15 protein-coding genes are annotated in these 13,890 nt (G+C 35.2%); 5 read left to right on the top strand and 10 right to left on the bottom strand.

Annotation, left to right across the window (positions count from 1 at the left end; translation table 11 throughout):
* Nucleotides 1-75: 75 nt before the first annotated feature.
* Nucleotides 76-1,500 (bottom strand): L-serine ammonia-lyase, encoded by a 1,425-nt coding sequence (locus tag IEV69_RS10635; protein WP_373283670.1) that lies wholly within the window; start codon nt 1,498-1,500, stop codon nt 76-78.
* A 135-nt stretch (nt 1,501-1,635) separates the two neighbouring features.
* Between IEV69_RS10635 and mltG the strand changes: the two genes are divergently transcribed.
* Nucleotides 1,636-2,679 carry an endolytic transglycosylase MltG gene (mltG, locus tag IEV69_RS10640; RefSeq protein ID WP_188442274.1) on the top strand — a complete coding sequence of 348 codons (1,044 nt, stop codon included), beginning with the start codon at nt 1,636-1,638 and terminating at the stop codon, nt 2,677-2,679.
* 269 nt (nt 2,680-2,948) lie between these two features.
* Nucleotides 2,949-3,605 (top strand): peptidoglycan-binding protein LysM, encoded by a 657-nt coding sequence (locus IEV69_RS10645; RefSeq protein WP_308420138.1) that lies wholly within the window; start codon nt 2,949-2,951, stop codon nt 3,603-3,605.
* A gap of 1 nt (nt 3,606) precedes the next feature.
* Here the strand turns inward: IEV69_RS10645 and IEV69_RS10650 are convergent, their stop codons facing one another.
* From IEV69_RS10650 to dnaA, 4 genes are all read right to left on the bottom strand, one after another.
* Complete coding sequence (locus IEV69_RS10650) at nt 3,607-4,332, bottom strand: SAM-dependent methyltransferase (protein WP_188442276.1); 726 nt, start codon at nt 4,330-4,332, stop codon at nt 3,607-3,609.
* Between the two features lies 1 nt (nt 4,333).
* Nucleotides 4,334-5,701 carry a PQQ-dependent sugar dehydrogenase gene (locus tag IEV69_RS10655; protein ID WP_188442278.1) on the bottom strand — a complete coding sequence of 456 codons (1,368 nt, stop codon included), beginning with the start codon at nt 5,699-5,701 and terminating at the stop codon, nt 4,334-4,336.
* 91 nt (nt 5,702-5,792) lie between these two features.
* Complete coding sequence (locus IEV69_RS10660) at nt 5,793-6,251, bottom strand: low molecular weight protein-tyrosine-phosphatase (protein ID WP_188442280.1); 459 nt, start codon at nt 6,249-6,251, stop codon at nt 5,793-5,795.
* Nucleotides 6,252-6,262: 11 nt separating this feature from the next.
* Nucleotides 6,263-7,690: a chromosomal replication initiator protein DnaA gene (dnaA, locus tag IEV69_RS10665; protein WP_188442281.1), complete on the bottom strand. Its 1,428-nt coding sequence runs from the start codon at nt 7,688-7,690 to the stop codon at nt 6,263-6,265.
* A gap of 202 nt (nt 7,691-7,892) precedes the next feature.
* Here dnaA and IEV69_RS10670 point away from each other — a divergent pair, with 202 nt between their 5' ends.
* Entirely contained in the window at nt 7,893-8,306 is a 414-nt protein-coding gene (locus IEV69_RS10670) for an acyl-CoA thioesterase (RefSeq protein WP_188442282.1), read from the top strand.
* On the opposite strand, the gene IEV69_RS10675 is transcribed toward IEV69_RS10670, so the two are convergent.
* The 4 genes from IEV69_RS10675 to ribD are packed head-to-tail and all read right to left on the bottom strand — an operon-like array spanning nt 8,303 to nt 11,425.
* Complete coding sequence (locus tag IEV69_RS10675; protein WP_188442283.1) at nt 8,303-8,914, bottom strand: IMPACT family protein; 612 nt, start codon at nt 8,912-8,914, stop codon at nt 8,303-8,305. The genes IEV69_RS10670 and IEV69_RS10675 overlap by 4 nt on opposite strands.
* Before the next feature lie 3 nt (nt 8,915-8,917).
* Nucleotides 8,918-9,769: a DMT family transporter gene (locus IEV69_RS10680; RefSeq protein WP_188442284.1), complete on the bottom strand. Its 852-nt coding sequence runs from the start codon at nt 9,767-9,769 to the stop codon at nt 8,918-8,920.
* The gene (locus tag IEV69_RS10685) at nt 9,766-10,374 is read right to left on the bottom strand and encodes an HAD family hydrolase (RefSeq protein WP_188442285.1); all 609 of its coding nucleotides are present in this window, start codon (nt 10,372-10,374) and stop codon (nt 9,766-9,768) included. Before IEV69_RS10685 ends, IEV69_RS10680 begins: the two co-directional genes overlap by 4 nt.
* Nucleotides 10,367-11,425 (bottom strand): bifunctional diaminohydroxyphosphoribosylaminopyrimidine deaminase/5-amino-6-(5-phosphoribosylamino)uracil reductase RibD, encoded by a 1,059-nt coding sequence (gene ribD, locus IEV69_RS10690; RefSeq protein ID WP_229741432.1) that lies wholly within the window; start codon nt 11,423-11,425, stop codon nt 10,367-10,369. The genes IEV69_RS10685 and ribD overlap by 8 nt, the downstream gene beginning before the upstream one ends.
* A 36-nt stretch (nt 11,426-11,461) precedes the next feature.
* On the opposite strand from ribD, the gene IEV69_RS10695 reads away from it, so the two are divergent.
* On the top strand, nt 11,462-11,947 hold the full coding sequence (locus IEV69_RS10695; RefSeq protein ID WP_188442289.1) for a GNAT family N-acetyltransferase: 486 nt from the start codon (nt 11,462-11,464) through the stop codon (nt 11,945-11,947).
* Nucleotides 11,944-12,795: a peptide chain release factor N(5)-glutamine methyltransferase gene (prmC, locus tag IEV69_RS10700; protein WP_188442291.1), complete on the top strand. Its 852-nt coding sequence runs from the start codon at nt 11,944-11,946 to the stop codon at nt 12,793-12,795. Before IEV69_RS10695 ends, prmC begins: the two co-directional genes overlap by 4 nt.
* Here prmC and IEV69_RS10705 read toward each other — a convergent pair.
* Nucleotides 12,787-13,734: an OmpA family protein gene (locus IEV69_RS10705; protein ID WP_188442293.1), complete on the bottom strand. Its 948-nt coding sequence runs from the start codon at nt 13,732-13,734 to the stop codon at nt 12,787-12,789. The genes prmC and IEV69_RS10705 overlap by 9 nt on opposite strands.
* Between the last annotated feature and the right edge of the window lie 156 nt (nt 13,735-13,890).

Consider the following 13,890-nt stretch of genomic DNA (forward strand, 5'->3'; position numbering starts at 1 on the left):
TATAGATTATAGAAGACAATTCATTTCAGATTATAACGTCAATTTAAAACTCATATCAGAAAGAATGAGTTGATTTTAACAATCACTCAGATTAACCCTAACAGCGAGACCTCCTTCACTAGTTTCTTTGTATTTACTACTCATATCCTGGGCTGTTTCCCACATGGTTTGTATTACTTTGTCTAGTGGAACTTTTGCTTTAGAAGCATCGCCGTCAAGTGCCATTTCACTTGCATTGATTGCTTTGATAGCTCCCATTGCATTTCGCTCTATACATGGTATCTGAACAAGTCCGGCAATTGGGTCACAAGTAAGCCCAAGGTGATGTTCCATAGCAATTTCACTGGCCATAAGTACTTGTTCAGGAGTGCCGCCCATAAGCTCTGTTAGGGCTCCGGCAGCCATCGATGATGACACACCAATTTCTGCCTGACAGCCACCCATTGCTGCAGAAATGGTTGCTCCTTTTTTAAACAGACTTCCAATTTCACCGGCTACCAGTAAAAATTGTTTGACATCTTCAAAATCTGCATCGTGGTTTTCGATAACCATATAATACATTAAGACAGCCGGAATTACTCCTGCACTTCCATTGGTGGGTGCAGTAACCACTCTTCCCAACGAGGCATTAACTTCATTTACTGACAAGGCAAAACAGCTTACCCATTTTAAAATTTGTCGAAATTTTACCTCTGTATTTCGAATAGAAGCTATCCACTCTTCCGGTGAATTGTAGGTTGCATCACCAATTAAATTTTTATGCGTATTAAATGATCGTCTGGTGACATTAAGACCTCCCGGCAAAATGCCTTCAGTGTGACAGCCGGTGTACATAGACTCCAGCATTACTTTCCAAATAGCTTTAAGGCCTTCGTCAATTTCTTTATCAGATCGAAGAGAGCGTTCATTTTCTAAAACTATTTCTGAGATTTTTTTATTCTCCTGTTTACAAATTACTTGAAGTTCTGTTGCATTATGAATAGGAAAGGGAAATTTGTTAAAGGCAATTTTCTTTTTCTTGGCATTTTTCCGTTCTTTTTTTACCACAAAACCACCACCTATTGAGTAAAAAGTAGAGGAAATCTTTTTGTTATTCTTGAGTGTGGCTCTAAAGGTCATTCCGTTTGGATGAAACTCAAGAAATTTTTTGTGAAAAGTCACATGTTTTTCAATTGAAAAGTCAATTATCTTTTCACCGTTTAAAACTAAATGGTTATTTTTTTTAACCAAGTTAATTTCAGTGTCAATAGTTTCAATAGGTATCGTTACAGGGTCATAACCGCTCAATCCTAAAACTGCAGCAAGGTCGGTGGCGTGCCCTTTTCCTGTAAGGGATAATGAGCCGAATAAATCAATATAAATTTCTGAAACTTCTTCAAACTGTTTGGCAGCTTTCAATTCTTCAATCCAACGCTGTGCTGCTCGCCAGGGCCCAAGAGTATGTGAACTAGAGGGACCAACACCAATTTTAAGCATGTCAAAAACACTAATACTTTCCATAAATTTTATTTGGTTTCAAAGATACTAACTAAAAGACTACTCCAATAAGTTTTCGCTTATTTTTAAAATATTGATTGGAAGTGAAACGTATAAAATGTGTTAACTTTGGAGCCAATTATATTGAACTGAATTAATATGTATATAAAACGAATTTTATTAATTGTGGTGTTACTTGGATTGGTTGTCGCCGGATTTTTTTCATATTATATCTACACCAGTGTTTTTTCACCAAATACAGCTTTTAATGAAAATGAAGTGATGGTGTATGTGCCGAGTGATGGTTCCTACAGAGTAGTTAGAGATCAGTTAAAAGACGATTTAAAGGACATTGAAAGTTTTGATATTGTTGCTCAAAAAAAGGGATATGTTAATCATGTTAAGCCTGGTAGGTATGCTATCAAAAAAGGAATGAATAACAATGAGATTATCAATAGCCTGCGAAGTAACAATATTCCTGTTATGGTTTCTTTTAACAATCAGGAAACCATTGGGCTCTTAGCAGGTAGAATAGCAGAACAAATTGAAGCAGACAGTAGTGCTTTAGTAAAATCTATGGCCGATCAATCATTTTTAGATTCCAATGGGTTCTCTCAAGAAACCCTACTAGCGATGTATGTTCCGAATACCTATGAATTTTACTGGGACACTTCTGCCGAAACCTTTAGAGACAGAATGCTAAAGGAGTATAAAACATTTTGGAATGAAAACAGACTTCAAAAAGCAGCAACACTCAACCTAAGCCCTCAGGAAGTTATCACTTTGGCTTCCATAGTTCAAAAAGAAACTGCAAGGGTGGACGAACGGCCCAAAGTAGCCGGTGTTTATATCAATCGTTTAAGAGCCGGGATGCTATTGCAAGCAGACCCTACTGTAATTTATGCAATTAAAAAGAAAACAGGTGATTTTGACACTGTCATCAAACGTGTTCTGTTTAAAGATTTAGAAACAGACTCTCCTTACAATACTTATAAATTTACAGGATTGCCTCCGGGTCCTATTTCAATGCCTGATATAAGCTCCATCGATGCAGTTTTAAATTTTGAGGAACATTCTTATTATTATTTTGTTGCCGATGTGTCCCGCCCGGGATATCATTTATTTGCTAAAAATTTACTACAACACAACCGGAACAGACAGCAATATATCAATTGGATTAACCGGCAAGGTATTAATCGATAGCGTATTTTTTTACTTAATATAATCATCCAATTGGCTTTCAACAAGCCTTTTTAATGAAACACATACTCATTTTTAACAAAAAATTAAGAGTTATTACAGGTTTAAGAAAATTCTCTCAAACACTATAAATAGGGTTATGAGAGTGTTGTTAATCCCAAAAAAATGTACTTTATCAATTGCTTAACATATTGACAGACATCATATTGTAAATTTGTGTATATTTGCACGCAATTTTGAGGGGTAAGAAAATTACTTCAAAAAAATTAAATATGATGAAAAAATTACTTTTTAGTATTTCAATAATCAGCATCGCTTGCCTACTGGTAAGCTGGGGATTTTTGTCTAAGAACAGTTATGACTTTTCATACTATTCTACTGATGGACTAGAACTTAACTATTTGGTTCCTTTTGAGGAAGACATAATAGTCGAAGAAGAGGTTGAATTGGTTGTTTATCCATACCTAGGTAAAACATATATGGGTTTCAGAGAAGCCCTGGCTTTTAAAGAGTCTAGGGGAGATTATTTTATAATCAACGATTTTGGTTATATGGGTAAATATCAATTTGGTCGCGCAACACTCAATTTAATTGGAATTAAAGACTCAAAATTATTTCTGAATAACCCTAAACTTCAGGAAACTGCCTTTAAAACTTATACTGCCCGAAATAAATGGGTATTGCAACGCGATATTAAAAGGTTTTCTGGCACTTATGTAAACGGTGTTTACATCACTGAGTCTGGAATCCTTGCAGCAGCGCACTTGGCAGGACCGGGTAATGTGAAAAAGTTTTTAAGAAGTGGTGGCCAGGATGTTTTTACTGATGGCTTTGGAACTTCTGTAAGGTATTATTTAAAGAAGTTTTCAGGTTATGACACCTCTCATATTTTACCTATAAAAAACGCCAAGGTAATCTATAAGGGTTAAACTAAAACTCTTTATGAAAAATAAACAAGGTTGGTCTTTTATGTAGATCAACCTTAATTTTTTTCCACTCCTCAACTGTTTTTGTTTGAATCATTTCAGTGGGTAAAGTTATATCACAGGCAACACATACATTGGTTTTTGGATGTAACGCACCAATCAAGTCACTTAAAAAAGCATCATTTCTATAAGGGGTTTCAATAAACAATTGAGACTGGTTTTCGACCTGTGATCTTTTTTCGAGGCGTTTTATCTCTTTTTTTCGTTGTTGCTTGTCAATTGGTAAATAACCGTTAAAAGCAAAGCTTTGGCCATTCATTCCACTAGCCATCATGGCCAAAAGCATTGAAGAGGGCCCCACTAAAGGAATCACTTTAATTTGTTTTAGGTGTGCAAGTTTGACAATTTCTGCTCCGGGATCGGCGATTCCCGGACAACCGGCTTCAGAGATAATTCCAACATCATTTCCCTCAAGACAAGGGTCAAGAAAGTCTGGAATTTCAAGAGGATCTGTAAACTTATTAAGCAATGATATGATCAATTTGGGTTGTGATTTTCCCGGGCAAATACTTTTTATAAATCCTCTTGCTGATTTTTCATTTTCAACTATATAAAAGTCTATTTGTTCTATGATTTTTTTTACTGAAAGCGGTAAAACTTCCAATGGGCTCGTTTCGCCTAAAGTTGTAGGAATTAAATAAACTTTACCTTTTTGTGGGGAATTTGACACCTTATTGAATCATTAGTTTTTTATAGGATACTTTTCCTGAATTTGAAGTTACAGCAATAAAATAAACCCCTGTCTTTAAATGAGAAACATCAATAGCTTGGGTTTTATTATGTTCTCCTTTATATTTTTTTAATACAGTTCCTCTTAAGTCCATGATATTGATTGATGAAATTGGTTGAACAGTTGAATTGATTGTAACAATATTTTGAGCAGGGTTGGGAACTATATTGAACGAATTAGTATTTTCATCTTCCAGAGAAAGCGGGGTGTTGTCGATAATTTTGTAAATAGAGCCTCCCGAAAAAGCTGCTAGAAATAAATTGTTTTGATGGTCTACACCAAAACTTGTAATGGTGCCGGCGCCAAAATTACCATGGAACACTAAATTATCATCTTGATCAACTGTTCCTATCTCACCACTACAAAGATCTGCGAAGAAGTACAACCCTTCTATAGCGGGAAATTCATCACCGCGATAAACATAACCACCGGTAATTGAACACCTTGAGCCTGAGCTTGCATATTCAGCTATTGGAAATGTTAACTCTTCAACAGGTGGACAACCTGCCGTGTTGAAAGGGTTTGTTCCTTCATAACAACGCCAGCCATAGTTTAAACCTGCGTCCACTGAAGGCATTTTGTTGATTTCTTCCCAAGCATTTTGACCTACATCTGCTATCCATAAATCACCGGAATCAGTGTCAAACGAAAACTTCCATGGGTTACGTACACCAAATGCCCATATCTCATCGAGGGCATCAGGGTTGCCTATAAAAGGATTGTCAGCAGGAATATAAGGAGCAGGCAGGTCAACGTCTAGTCTTACTATTTTTCCTAATAATGTGGATAAATCTTGAGAATTGTTTTGGGGGTCACCACCACTGCCACCATCACCACTGGAAATATATAATTTGCCATCAGGACCAAAAGCAATGTGGCCACCATTGTGATTTGTAAAAGGTTGATTGTAACTCAGCATTTGAAGTTCGCTGTTTTCATCTGCAATATTAGGGTCGCCACTCACGGTAAACCTTGATATTTGTGTGTTTCCAGATGTGTTAGTATAATTTAGATAGAAGAAACCGTTATTGGTATAATCAGGATGAAAAGCCAGTCCCAATAAGCCACGTTCTCCTCCAGAACTCACAAGCGAAGATATGTTAAGAAAGGGAGTGGGGTTTATACTTCCATCAGGGTTTAGTATTTTAATTTGGCCACCTTGTTCAACAATAAACAAGCGATCATCTCCCGCGTGCTTAATTTCTAGTGGGCTGCTAAAGCCATCAGCAATGAGTTCCAACTCCAGTTCCTGACTAAAAACAATCGTTGAAATAAAAATGCCGGCTAAGAGTATAAGATGTTTTTTCATGGGAAAAGAGTTAAAAATTATCAGTAATCAATATTTTCTGTTACTAAAATAGAAAAAAAGATGCTGGGATTCATTATTTTAAAGAAATTGTTTACACTGAGAGCTTTTTTGAAATTATTGAGGAAGCCTCATCGAGGAGTTTATATACGTGTTCAAAATCGTGATCACTTCCGTAGTAAGGGTCGGGAACGTCTACATTTTCGTTTTCAAACAATTCATTGAGAATGAGTTTTACTTTTTGTTTTGATTCGTCATTTGGAGCCATCTTTAACAAGTTTTTTTTATTTTCTATATCCATGACGTATATAATATCAAACTCATTAAAGTCTTTTTCAGCAAACTGTTTTCCTCTTTGATCTGTAATGTCAATGCCGTATTTTTTTGCAACTTTAATGCTTCTTTTGTCGGGCAATTCACCTATATGCCAATGACCAGTTCCTGCAGAATGGACTTCGAAACGGTCAGGATTGAGTTTAGATTTTAAAATGCCTTCCGCTAGGGGAGACCTGCAGATATTTCCGAGACAAACCATTAAAATTTTTGTCTTCATATCAAAGAATTTTATAGAGTGAGCTTCTTGTTCAGGTCTTCTACATATTTTCTGAACTGCTTATCTGTTGAAGTTAGGTTGTCAACGGTTTTGCAGGCGTGAAGTACGGTGGCATGGTCGCGTCTTCCAATTTGAGACCCTATACTGGCAAGAGACGCTTTAGTAAATTTTTTAGCAAAAAACATAGCCAGTTGCCGCGCCTGAACAATGTGTCTTTTCCGGGTTTTTGATTGAAGTGTGTCAACATCCATTTGAAAATAATCAGAAACGACTTTTTGGATATAATCTATAGAAACCTCTCGCTTGGTATGCTTTACATAGTTATCAACAATTTTTCGGGCTAAATCAATTGTGATTTCTCTTCTGTTGAAAGATGAATGTGCAATTAAAGAAATAATGGCACCTTCTAATTCGCGGATATTGGTTTTTATATTGTTTGCTAAAAACTCGACAATATCTTCGGGCATATCAACGCCGTCTCTGTACAACTTGTTTTTTATGATTGAAACGCGGGTTTCAAAATCGGGGTGTTGTAATTCTGCAGAAAGACCCCATTTAAAACGTGATAAAAGGCGTTGTTCAATGTCAATCATATCAACAGGGGCTTTATCACTGGTTAAAATGACTTGTTTCCCATTTTGGTGCAGGTGGTTAAAAATATGGAAAAATACGTCTTGTGTCCCTGATTTTCCTGATAAAAACTGAATATCATCCACAACAAGTACATCCATTATTTGATAAAAATGAATGAAATCATTTCGGTTATTTTTTTTAACAGATTCAATGTACTGTTGTGTAAATTTCTCTGCAGAAATATAGAGAACTGTCTTTTCAGGATACTTGTCTTTAATTTCAACTCCAATAGCGTGTGCTAAGTGAGTTTTTCCAAGACCAACGCCTCCAAAAATCAATAAGGGATTGAAGGAGGTTCCTCCAGGTTTGTTAGCAACTGCAAGCCCAGCAGAACGTGCTAATCTGTTAGAGTCACCTTCCAAGAAGTTGTCAAAACTGTAATTGGGATTAAGCTGAGACTCAATCTTTACATTTCTGATTCCGGGAATTACAAAGGGGTTTCTCAGTTCAGGATTTTTGTTTTTTGTGGGAACATCTACTTCCTGAGATTTTACCTGAGAACGGTTTGAACTAGGTATTTTTTCTGTAAAGGGTTGTTTATTGCCATAGGTGTTTTCCATTTTAATCACATAGACTAATTTGGCATTTTCACCTAATTCTTTGGTTAAAGAGACTTTTAAAAGCTTGACATAATGTTCTTCCAACCATTCATAAAAAAACTTGCTGGGAACCTGAATACTTAGCGCGTTATCAGTTAGCTTCACTGCTTGAATGGGTTCAAACCATGTTTTAAATGCTTGTGGGGAAATGTTATCTGCTATAAAAGACAGACAATTTGTCCAAACTGATTGCGCAGTTTTACTCATGCCAGTGTGCGTAGTTTTTAAAAATTAGTTAGTTATGAAAAAAAAAGAGAAAATGAATTTCTCTTGGATTTTATTTACGCAAATATGTGAACAAATTATTTAAAAAAAAAACCTAAAGGGTATTGAATATTCAAATTTTTTTTCTCATACTGCGAGTGTATAAACATACAAAAAAAAAGTACCCTTTCAAAAAAATTAACCTTTGAAAAAAGATACAATCCATGTTCGCGTTCGCTATGCAGAAACAGACCAAATGGGAGTGGTTTATTATGGCAATTATGCTCAGTATTTTGAGATGGGACGCACCGAATGGCTAAGGAAATTCGGCATTTCATACAAATGGATGGAGGAGAACGGCATCATACTTCCTGTGATAGATTTGAACGTAAAGTTTAAACAATCTGCCAGTTATGATGACTTGTTGACAATAAAAACTGAGCTTCAGAAACTTCCTACAATTAGAATTGCATTCAATTATGAAATTTTAAACCAAAAAAATGAACTGATTACCACCGGTTCAACAACTTTAGTTTTTGTTGATAAAGCGACTAAAAAACCCATGATGGCTCCGGACTATTTAATTGAAAAATTAAAAGATATAGATTTCGATTCTTAATCGATTTGTTTAATGCTCACTTCATAAATAGAATCAAAAACACCTTCAATTTCTTCTGCCTTCGATTTTCTAATAGAAAGTATGATTTTACAATCCATTTCTAATTGTTGACTTATAACATTCAGATTTTTCTCTTTTATGATGCGCATCACTTTATTGATGTTTTGATAATCAAATATAACTTCAAATTGAACATCAATGGTTTTTTTTATGATTTTTGAAGCTTCTAGAGTAAGTTTTGCACTTGTTTTATATGCACTGATTAATCCACCAACACCCAGTTTTGTTCCTCCAAAATACCGCACTACTACTATTAAAATATTTGTAATCTCAAATGACTGAATTTGTCCATAGATGGGCATTCCGGCACTGTTTGAAGGTTCGCCGTCATCGTTGACACGGTAGTAGATCGATTCAGTGCCGTGTTGATAAGCATAACAAAAATGCCGGGCGCTTTTATGTTTGGATTTGACTAGTTCAAGCACGGTGTTTACTTCAGTATTATTTGAAACCGGAAACGCATATCCATAAAACTTACTTCCTTTTTCTTTAAATAAGGTTTCTTTTGATGGCTTTTTAATTGTTTTGTAATAATCTGTATCAGGCATAATTTATGTGTAAATCACTAGAATAATGCTTAAGATGGCCAATCCAATTCCAACCCAATTTTTCAATAACAATCGTTCTTTAAAAACTAAAAGCCCAAGCAATGTAGAAAACATTACGACACTTACATTGTTTACTGTAAAAACTGTTGAACTTTCCAGTCCTTTAGTGGAAAGTGCATTTAAAATAAAGACGATTGAATAATAATTGGGAATCCCCAGAGCTATGCCGCCTAAAACGCTTTTCCAATGAATTTTTAAGTTACCTTTAAGTAGAATGTAAAAGGTTCCAAAAAGTCCGGCAAACCCAAAAATAGAAGTTGAGAAAATTTCTATTTGATTGGCTGGAACATAATTGGTCTCCAGGTATTTTAATGAGGTATCAATAATTCCGGAACCCAAAAATAATAAGATGGGAAAAAGAATGTTACGCCACTTAAAGCCTTCTTTGCTTTTCACTGAAGATAAATAAACCGCCACCAGTGCAAGTAATATTCCAATAATTTTAAAAGCACTTGCTGTTTCATTGTAGACTAAAATTCCAAAGATTACAGGTATAACCACTGACATTTTTGTAGCTACCGATGTTACTGCCACACCACTTCTCTGAGCAGTAATGCCCATAATATTAAAAATAACGATGAAAAGAATTCCTAAAATTAATGTACCCCAAATCCAGGATGCTTTAATAACTTCACTGAGACCCAATTGTGAATCAGACATTGCAATACCAAAAAGAAAAGCGACATAATAGTTGCAAATAATTGCATGTAGTGTGTTGATTTTAAATTGTTTGAATAACTTAAAAACTACATACAATAGGCTTGAAACCAGTATGCTAAAGATCAAATAAATCACAGTAAATGGCTGTATTTAGTGAATAGTTCAGTGATATCGTCTTCTTTTGGGTTTAAATTCCATGTATGAAAACCCAAACGCTTTGCAGCTTCTGTATTCTCAAAAGTATCGTCTATAAACAGAGTTTCATTTGCATTTAGTTCATGAGTTTGCAATATAAATCGAAAAACCTCAGTATCGGGTTTTCTTAATTGAATTTCGTGAGAAAGATAAAACACATCAAAACAATTTTTAAACTGTTCATATACCTTAATATGCTTCTCTACCCAATCAATATGCAACTGGTTTGTGTTGCTTAACAGTAGTAGTTGGTATTTTTTTGAAGCGGATAATTTTTTAAGGAATGCCAGACGGTATTCCGGAAAATCCAGTAAGATGGAGTTCCATGAATCTATGAGCTGTTGGTGGGTTGCATTTGGAAGTTGGGTTTTATAGAACTCAATAAACATTTTAGAGCTTATTTCACCTTTTTCATACTGGTTGTTAAGCTGAAGCATTTCAGGAGTAAATTCTTGTAAGCCCAGTTTTTGAAGTTCAAGAATTGTTGCTTTCTTATTGAGGTTTAAGAAAACATCACCAAAATCAAAAAGTATGGTTTTAATCATTGTAATAATAGCTTAACAGATCCTGATTGATGGAGTGAGATTTTGTGGCAATGAAATCGAAATTTGGAGCTTTGACACCTGTTTTAATATTTATACTTCCTCTAAAAACCAGGGCTTCATCCCACAAATTTTCCTGAATAAAAGTATTTAAAGTTTGTGCACCACCTTCAACTATTACTGATTGTATTTTATGTTTGAAAAGCACTTCACAGATTTGCTGCGGAAGGTTTTTCTCAAAATCAACCAATTCAAAAAGAATGTTTTGATTGGCTGCCGGGATTTTGTTTTTTAAAGAAGTGAGTATGATTGTTTTTGCGCTGTCATCATAAATTGCAGCTGTTTTATCAATTTTAAGGTGCTGATCAAGAACCACTCTAACCGGACTTTTTCCTTCCCAATGACGATTTGTTATTTGTGGGTTGTCTTTTAAAACAGTAGTTGTACCAACTAAGATAGCTTGCTCCTCACTGCGCCACTTATGCACCAGTTGTTTGGATGCAGTACTTGTAATCCAGAAAGGCTTGCCAGTTTGTTGATTGTTGGGAGCAATAAATCCATCTTTGGTTTGTGCCCATTTTAAAATGATGTAAGGGCGATTCTTTTGATGGATTGTAAAAAAACGTTTGTTTAATGTTTGGCATTTTTCTTCCAATATTCCCACCATCACTTTTCTTCCTGCTTCCAGAAGCTTTTTTACACCCCGCCCGGCAACTTCTGGATTGGGGTCTAAACAACCAATTATAATTTTAGGGATGGTCTGTGAAATTATCAAATCGGCACACGGAGGTGTTTTGCCATAATGACTACAAGGCTCGAGGCTTACATAGATTGTGGATTTTTCAAGCAACGATTTATCTTTAACTGAATTGATTGCATTCACTTCAGCATGGGCTTCACCGGATTTCTGATGCCAGCCTTCACCAATAATTTTATCATTATACACCACCACACTGCCAACCATTGGGTTCGGGTATGTTTTACCTTTGGCATTTTGAGCTAAATCGATGCAGCGTTGTATGTATTTTTGGTGTTTAGACAAGAAAAATTGCATTACCTTTATCACACAAAAATAGCATATTTTAATCGAATGAACGATTGTATTATTAGACCCATTACACAAAAAGATAATGCTCAAATCGCACAGGTTATCAGAAGTGTTTTAACTGAGTTTGGTGTTCCCAAAGTGGGTACTGCTTATGCAGATAAAAGTCTGGATTGTATGTTTGAAAGCTATACTCAAGAAAAGAAAGCTTATTTTGTAATTGAAGAAAATAATCAAATAATTGGCGGAGCAGGAATTTGTCAACTGGATAATTTTGACGGCAATATTTGTGAACTTCAAAAAATGTATTTTGCACCTGAGGCAAGGGGAAGGGGTATTGGCACCAAAATGATGAAAACCTGCCTTGACAAAGCCCGCGAATTTGGATTTGAGAAATGTTACCTAGAAACGATGCCCTATATGGATGATGCCCGAAAATTATATTACAAATCAGGGTTTGTGAATTTAGAAAAACCGATGGGAGATACCGGTCATTATTCGTGCAATGTCTGGATGATTAAAGAGCTATGACTTTAAAAGAGTATAGAAGTTTATTTAAATCAAAACTGGAAACGCTCTATCCAGAAGAGGAAATAGGCTCCTTTTTTTATCTTTTGACTGAAAAGTTTCTGAAATTAAAAAGGGTTGAAGTAGTACTTGAATTACAACGAAAATTAACTTCAGACGAAACCTTTCTTTTTGAAAATGCATTGCAACAATTGGAAAAGGAGGTTCCCATTCAATACATAATCGGTGAGACCGAATTTTTCGGGCTAATTTTTCAGGTGAATCCTTCTGTGCTTATTCCCAGGACAGAAACAGAAGATCTCGTGGATTGGATAATTAGGGACTGTGCTGACGACATTCCGGAACCATCTAAGATACTCGATATTGGGACAGGTAGTGGCTGTATTGCCATTTCGCTGGCTAAACATTTACCTGATGCAGAAGTTACTGCTATGGATATTTCTTTATCAGCATTGGAAACGGCTAAAGCAAATGCCACTCAAAATGATGTAGATGTAATTTTTTTAGAACAAGATATTCTGTCTTTAAACGAATTCAAGTCAAGATTTGATATAATTGTTTCAAACCCACCATATGTCAGAGATTCTGAGAAACAATTAATGCATACCAATGTGCTTTCTTATGAACCACACAATGCGCTATTTGTTTCTGATAAAAATCCGTTGTTGTTTTATAAAAAAATTGCAGAAATTAGTTTAAAAAGCTTAAACCAGAAGGGTAAGTTGTATTTTGAAATTAATGAGGCTTTTGGAGAAGAAGTCACAGCGATGCTTGAAGATATAGGTTTTAAAAACATTCTGTTAAATAAAGATTTATTTGGGAAAGACAGAATGATAAGCGCATCAATCTAACTCTTCCTTTTTATAAAAATCTCTGTGTGGTTTTACAATTACTTCTACGCGGCGGTTTAATTGTTTTCCTTCCTCTGTATCGTTTGTAGCTCTGGGTTTTGTTAGTCCAAATGCAATACTGTTAAACTCATACGTTCCTTTGTCATTGAGTTTGGCTTTTAATTTTCTCAACACACTTTTAGCTCTCTGTTCTGAAAGGCGTAAGTTGTATAAAGCATTACCATCACTGTCAGTATGTCCTTCAATAATTATTTCTGCCATACCAACTTTCTCAATTTGATAGGCCAAACTATCAATGGCTTGTTTTGATTTTTCTTTTAAATTAAACTTGGCCGTGTCAAATAAAACATCGGCACTTAAATTTATTTTCAATACACCACTAATTGTTCCCACAGCATCAATATCTGCGCCGGGAGTATTTCCTGTGCAAATTTCTTTTTTGTCTGTAATTCTTACAAAGTAAAAAATATCCCGAATATCATTGACCACTGGTGCTATATCAATAAAAGATTTACCGCCTTCAATAATACCAAGGTCTACCCAATTTTCTCCGTCTTTTGAAATTTCAAACTGAAACGATTCAACTGAAGGGCCAACTTCCCATACATAAAGGTCAGGGCCTTCCATATCTACAAACCCATTGTCTGTAAACTCTAAGGTAAGCTGACCACCACAACCCAGAGAGACATAACGAGCTACTTTATAATGAATATAGTTGGGTTCTCCTAAAGATTGCATAGGGTCTGTAAAATCTTTTGAAGCATTTGGTATTCCCTGCTTAAAATCAATTACTTTATCTGCAAAAGAAATTTTACCTATTGGCATATAGATTGGCTCTCCACGAGTAGAGTTATAGTATTTTCCCTCAATAACTGTGTTTTGAGCAAAAATCACTATAGTGGAGAAAATAAATAAAAAGCAAGCATATTTAGCAATCATTTAGTCAATGCTTTCCAAATTTTAGTATGAATATACAATAATTTTGGAAAGAATTGAAAGTCAGCTTATTTTTGTTCAATTACTAGATTTCGATTTCTATGTGAAACCTTAGTTACTAATTATTTTTGCTTGGACTTATTGATAGTGATGGTTGTT

Origin of the sequence: Planktosalinus lacus, assembly GCF_014640155.1 — a bacterium.
Classification (GTDB): Bacteria; Bacteroidota; Bacteroidia; order Flavobacteriales; family Flavobacteriaceae; genus Planktosalinus; species Planktosalinus lacus.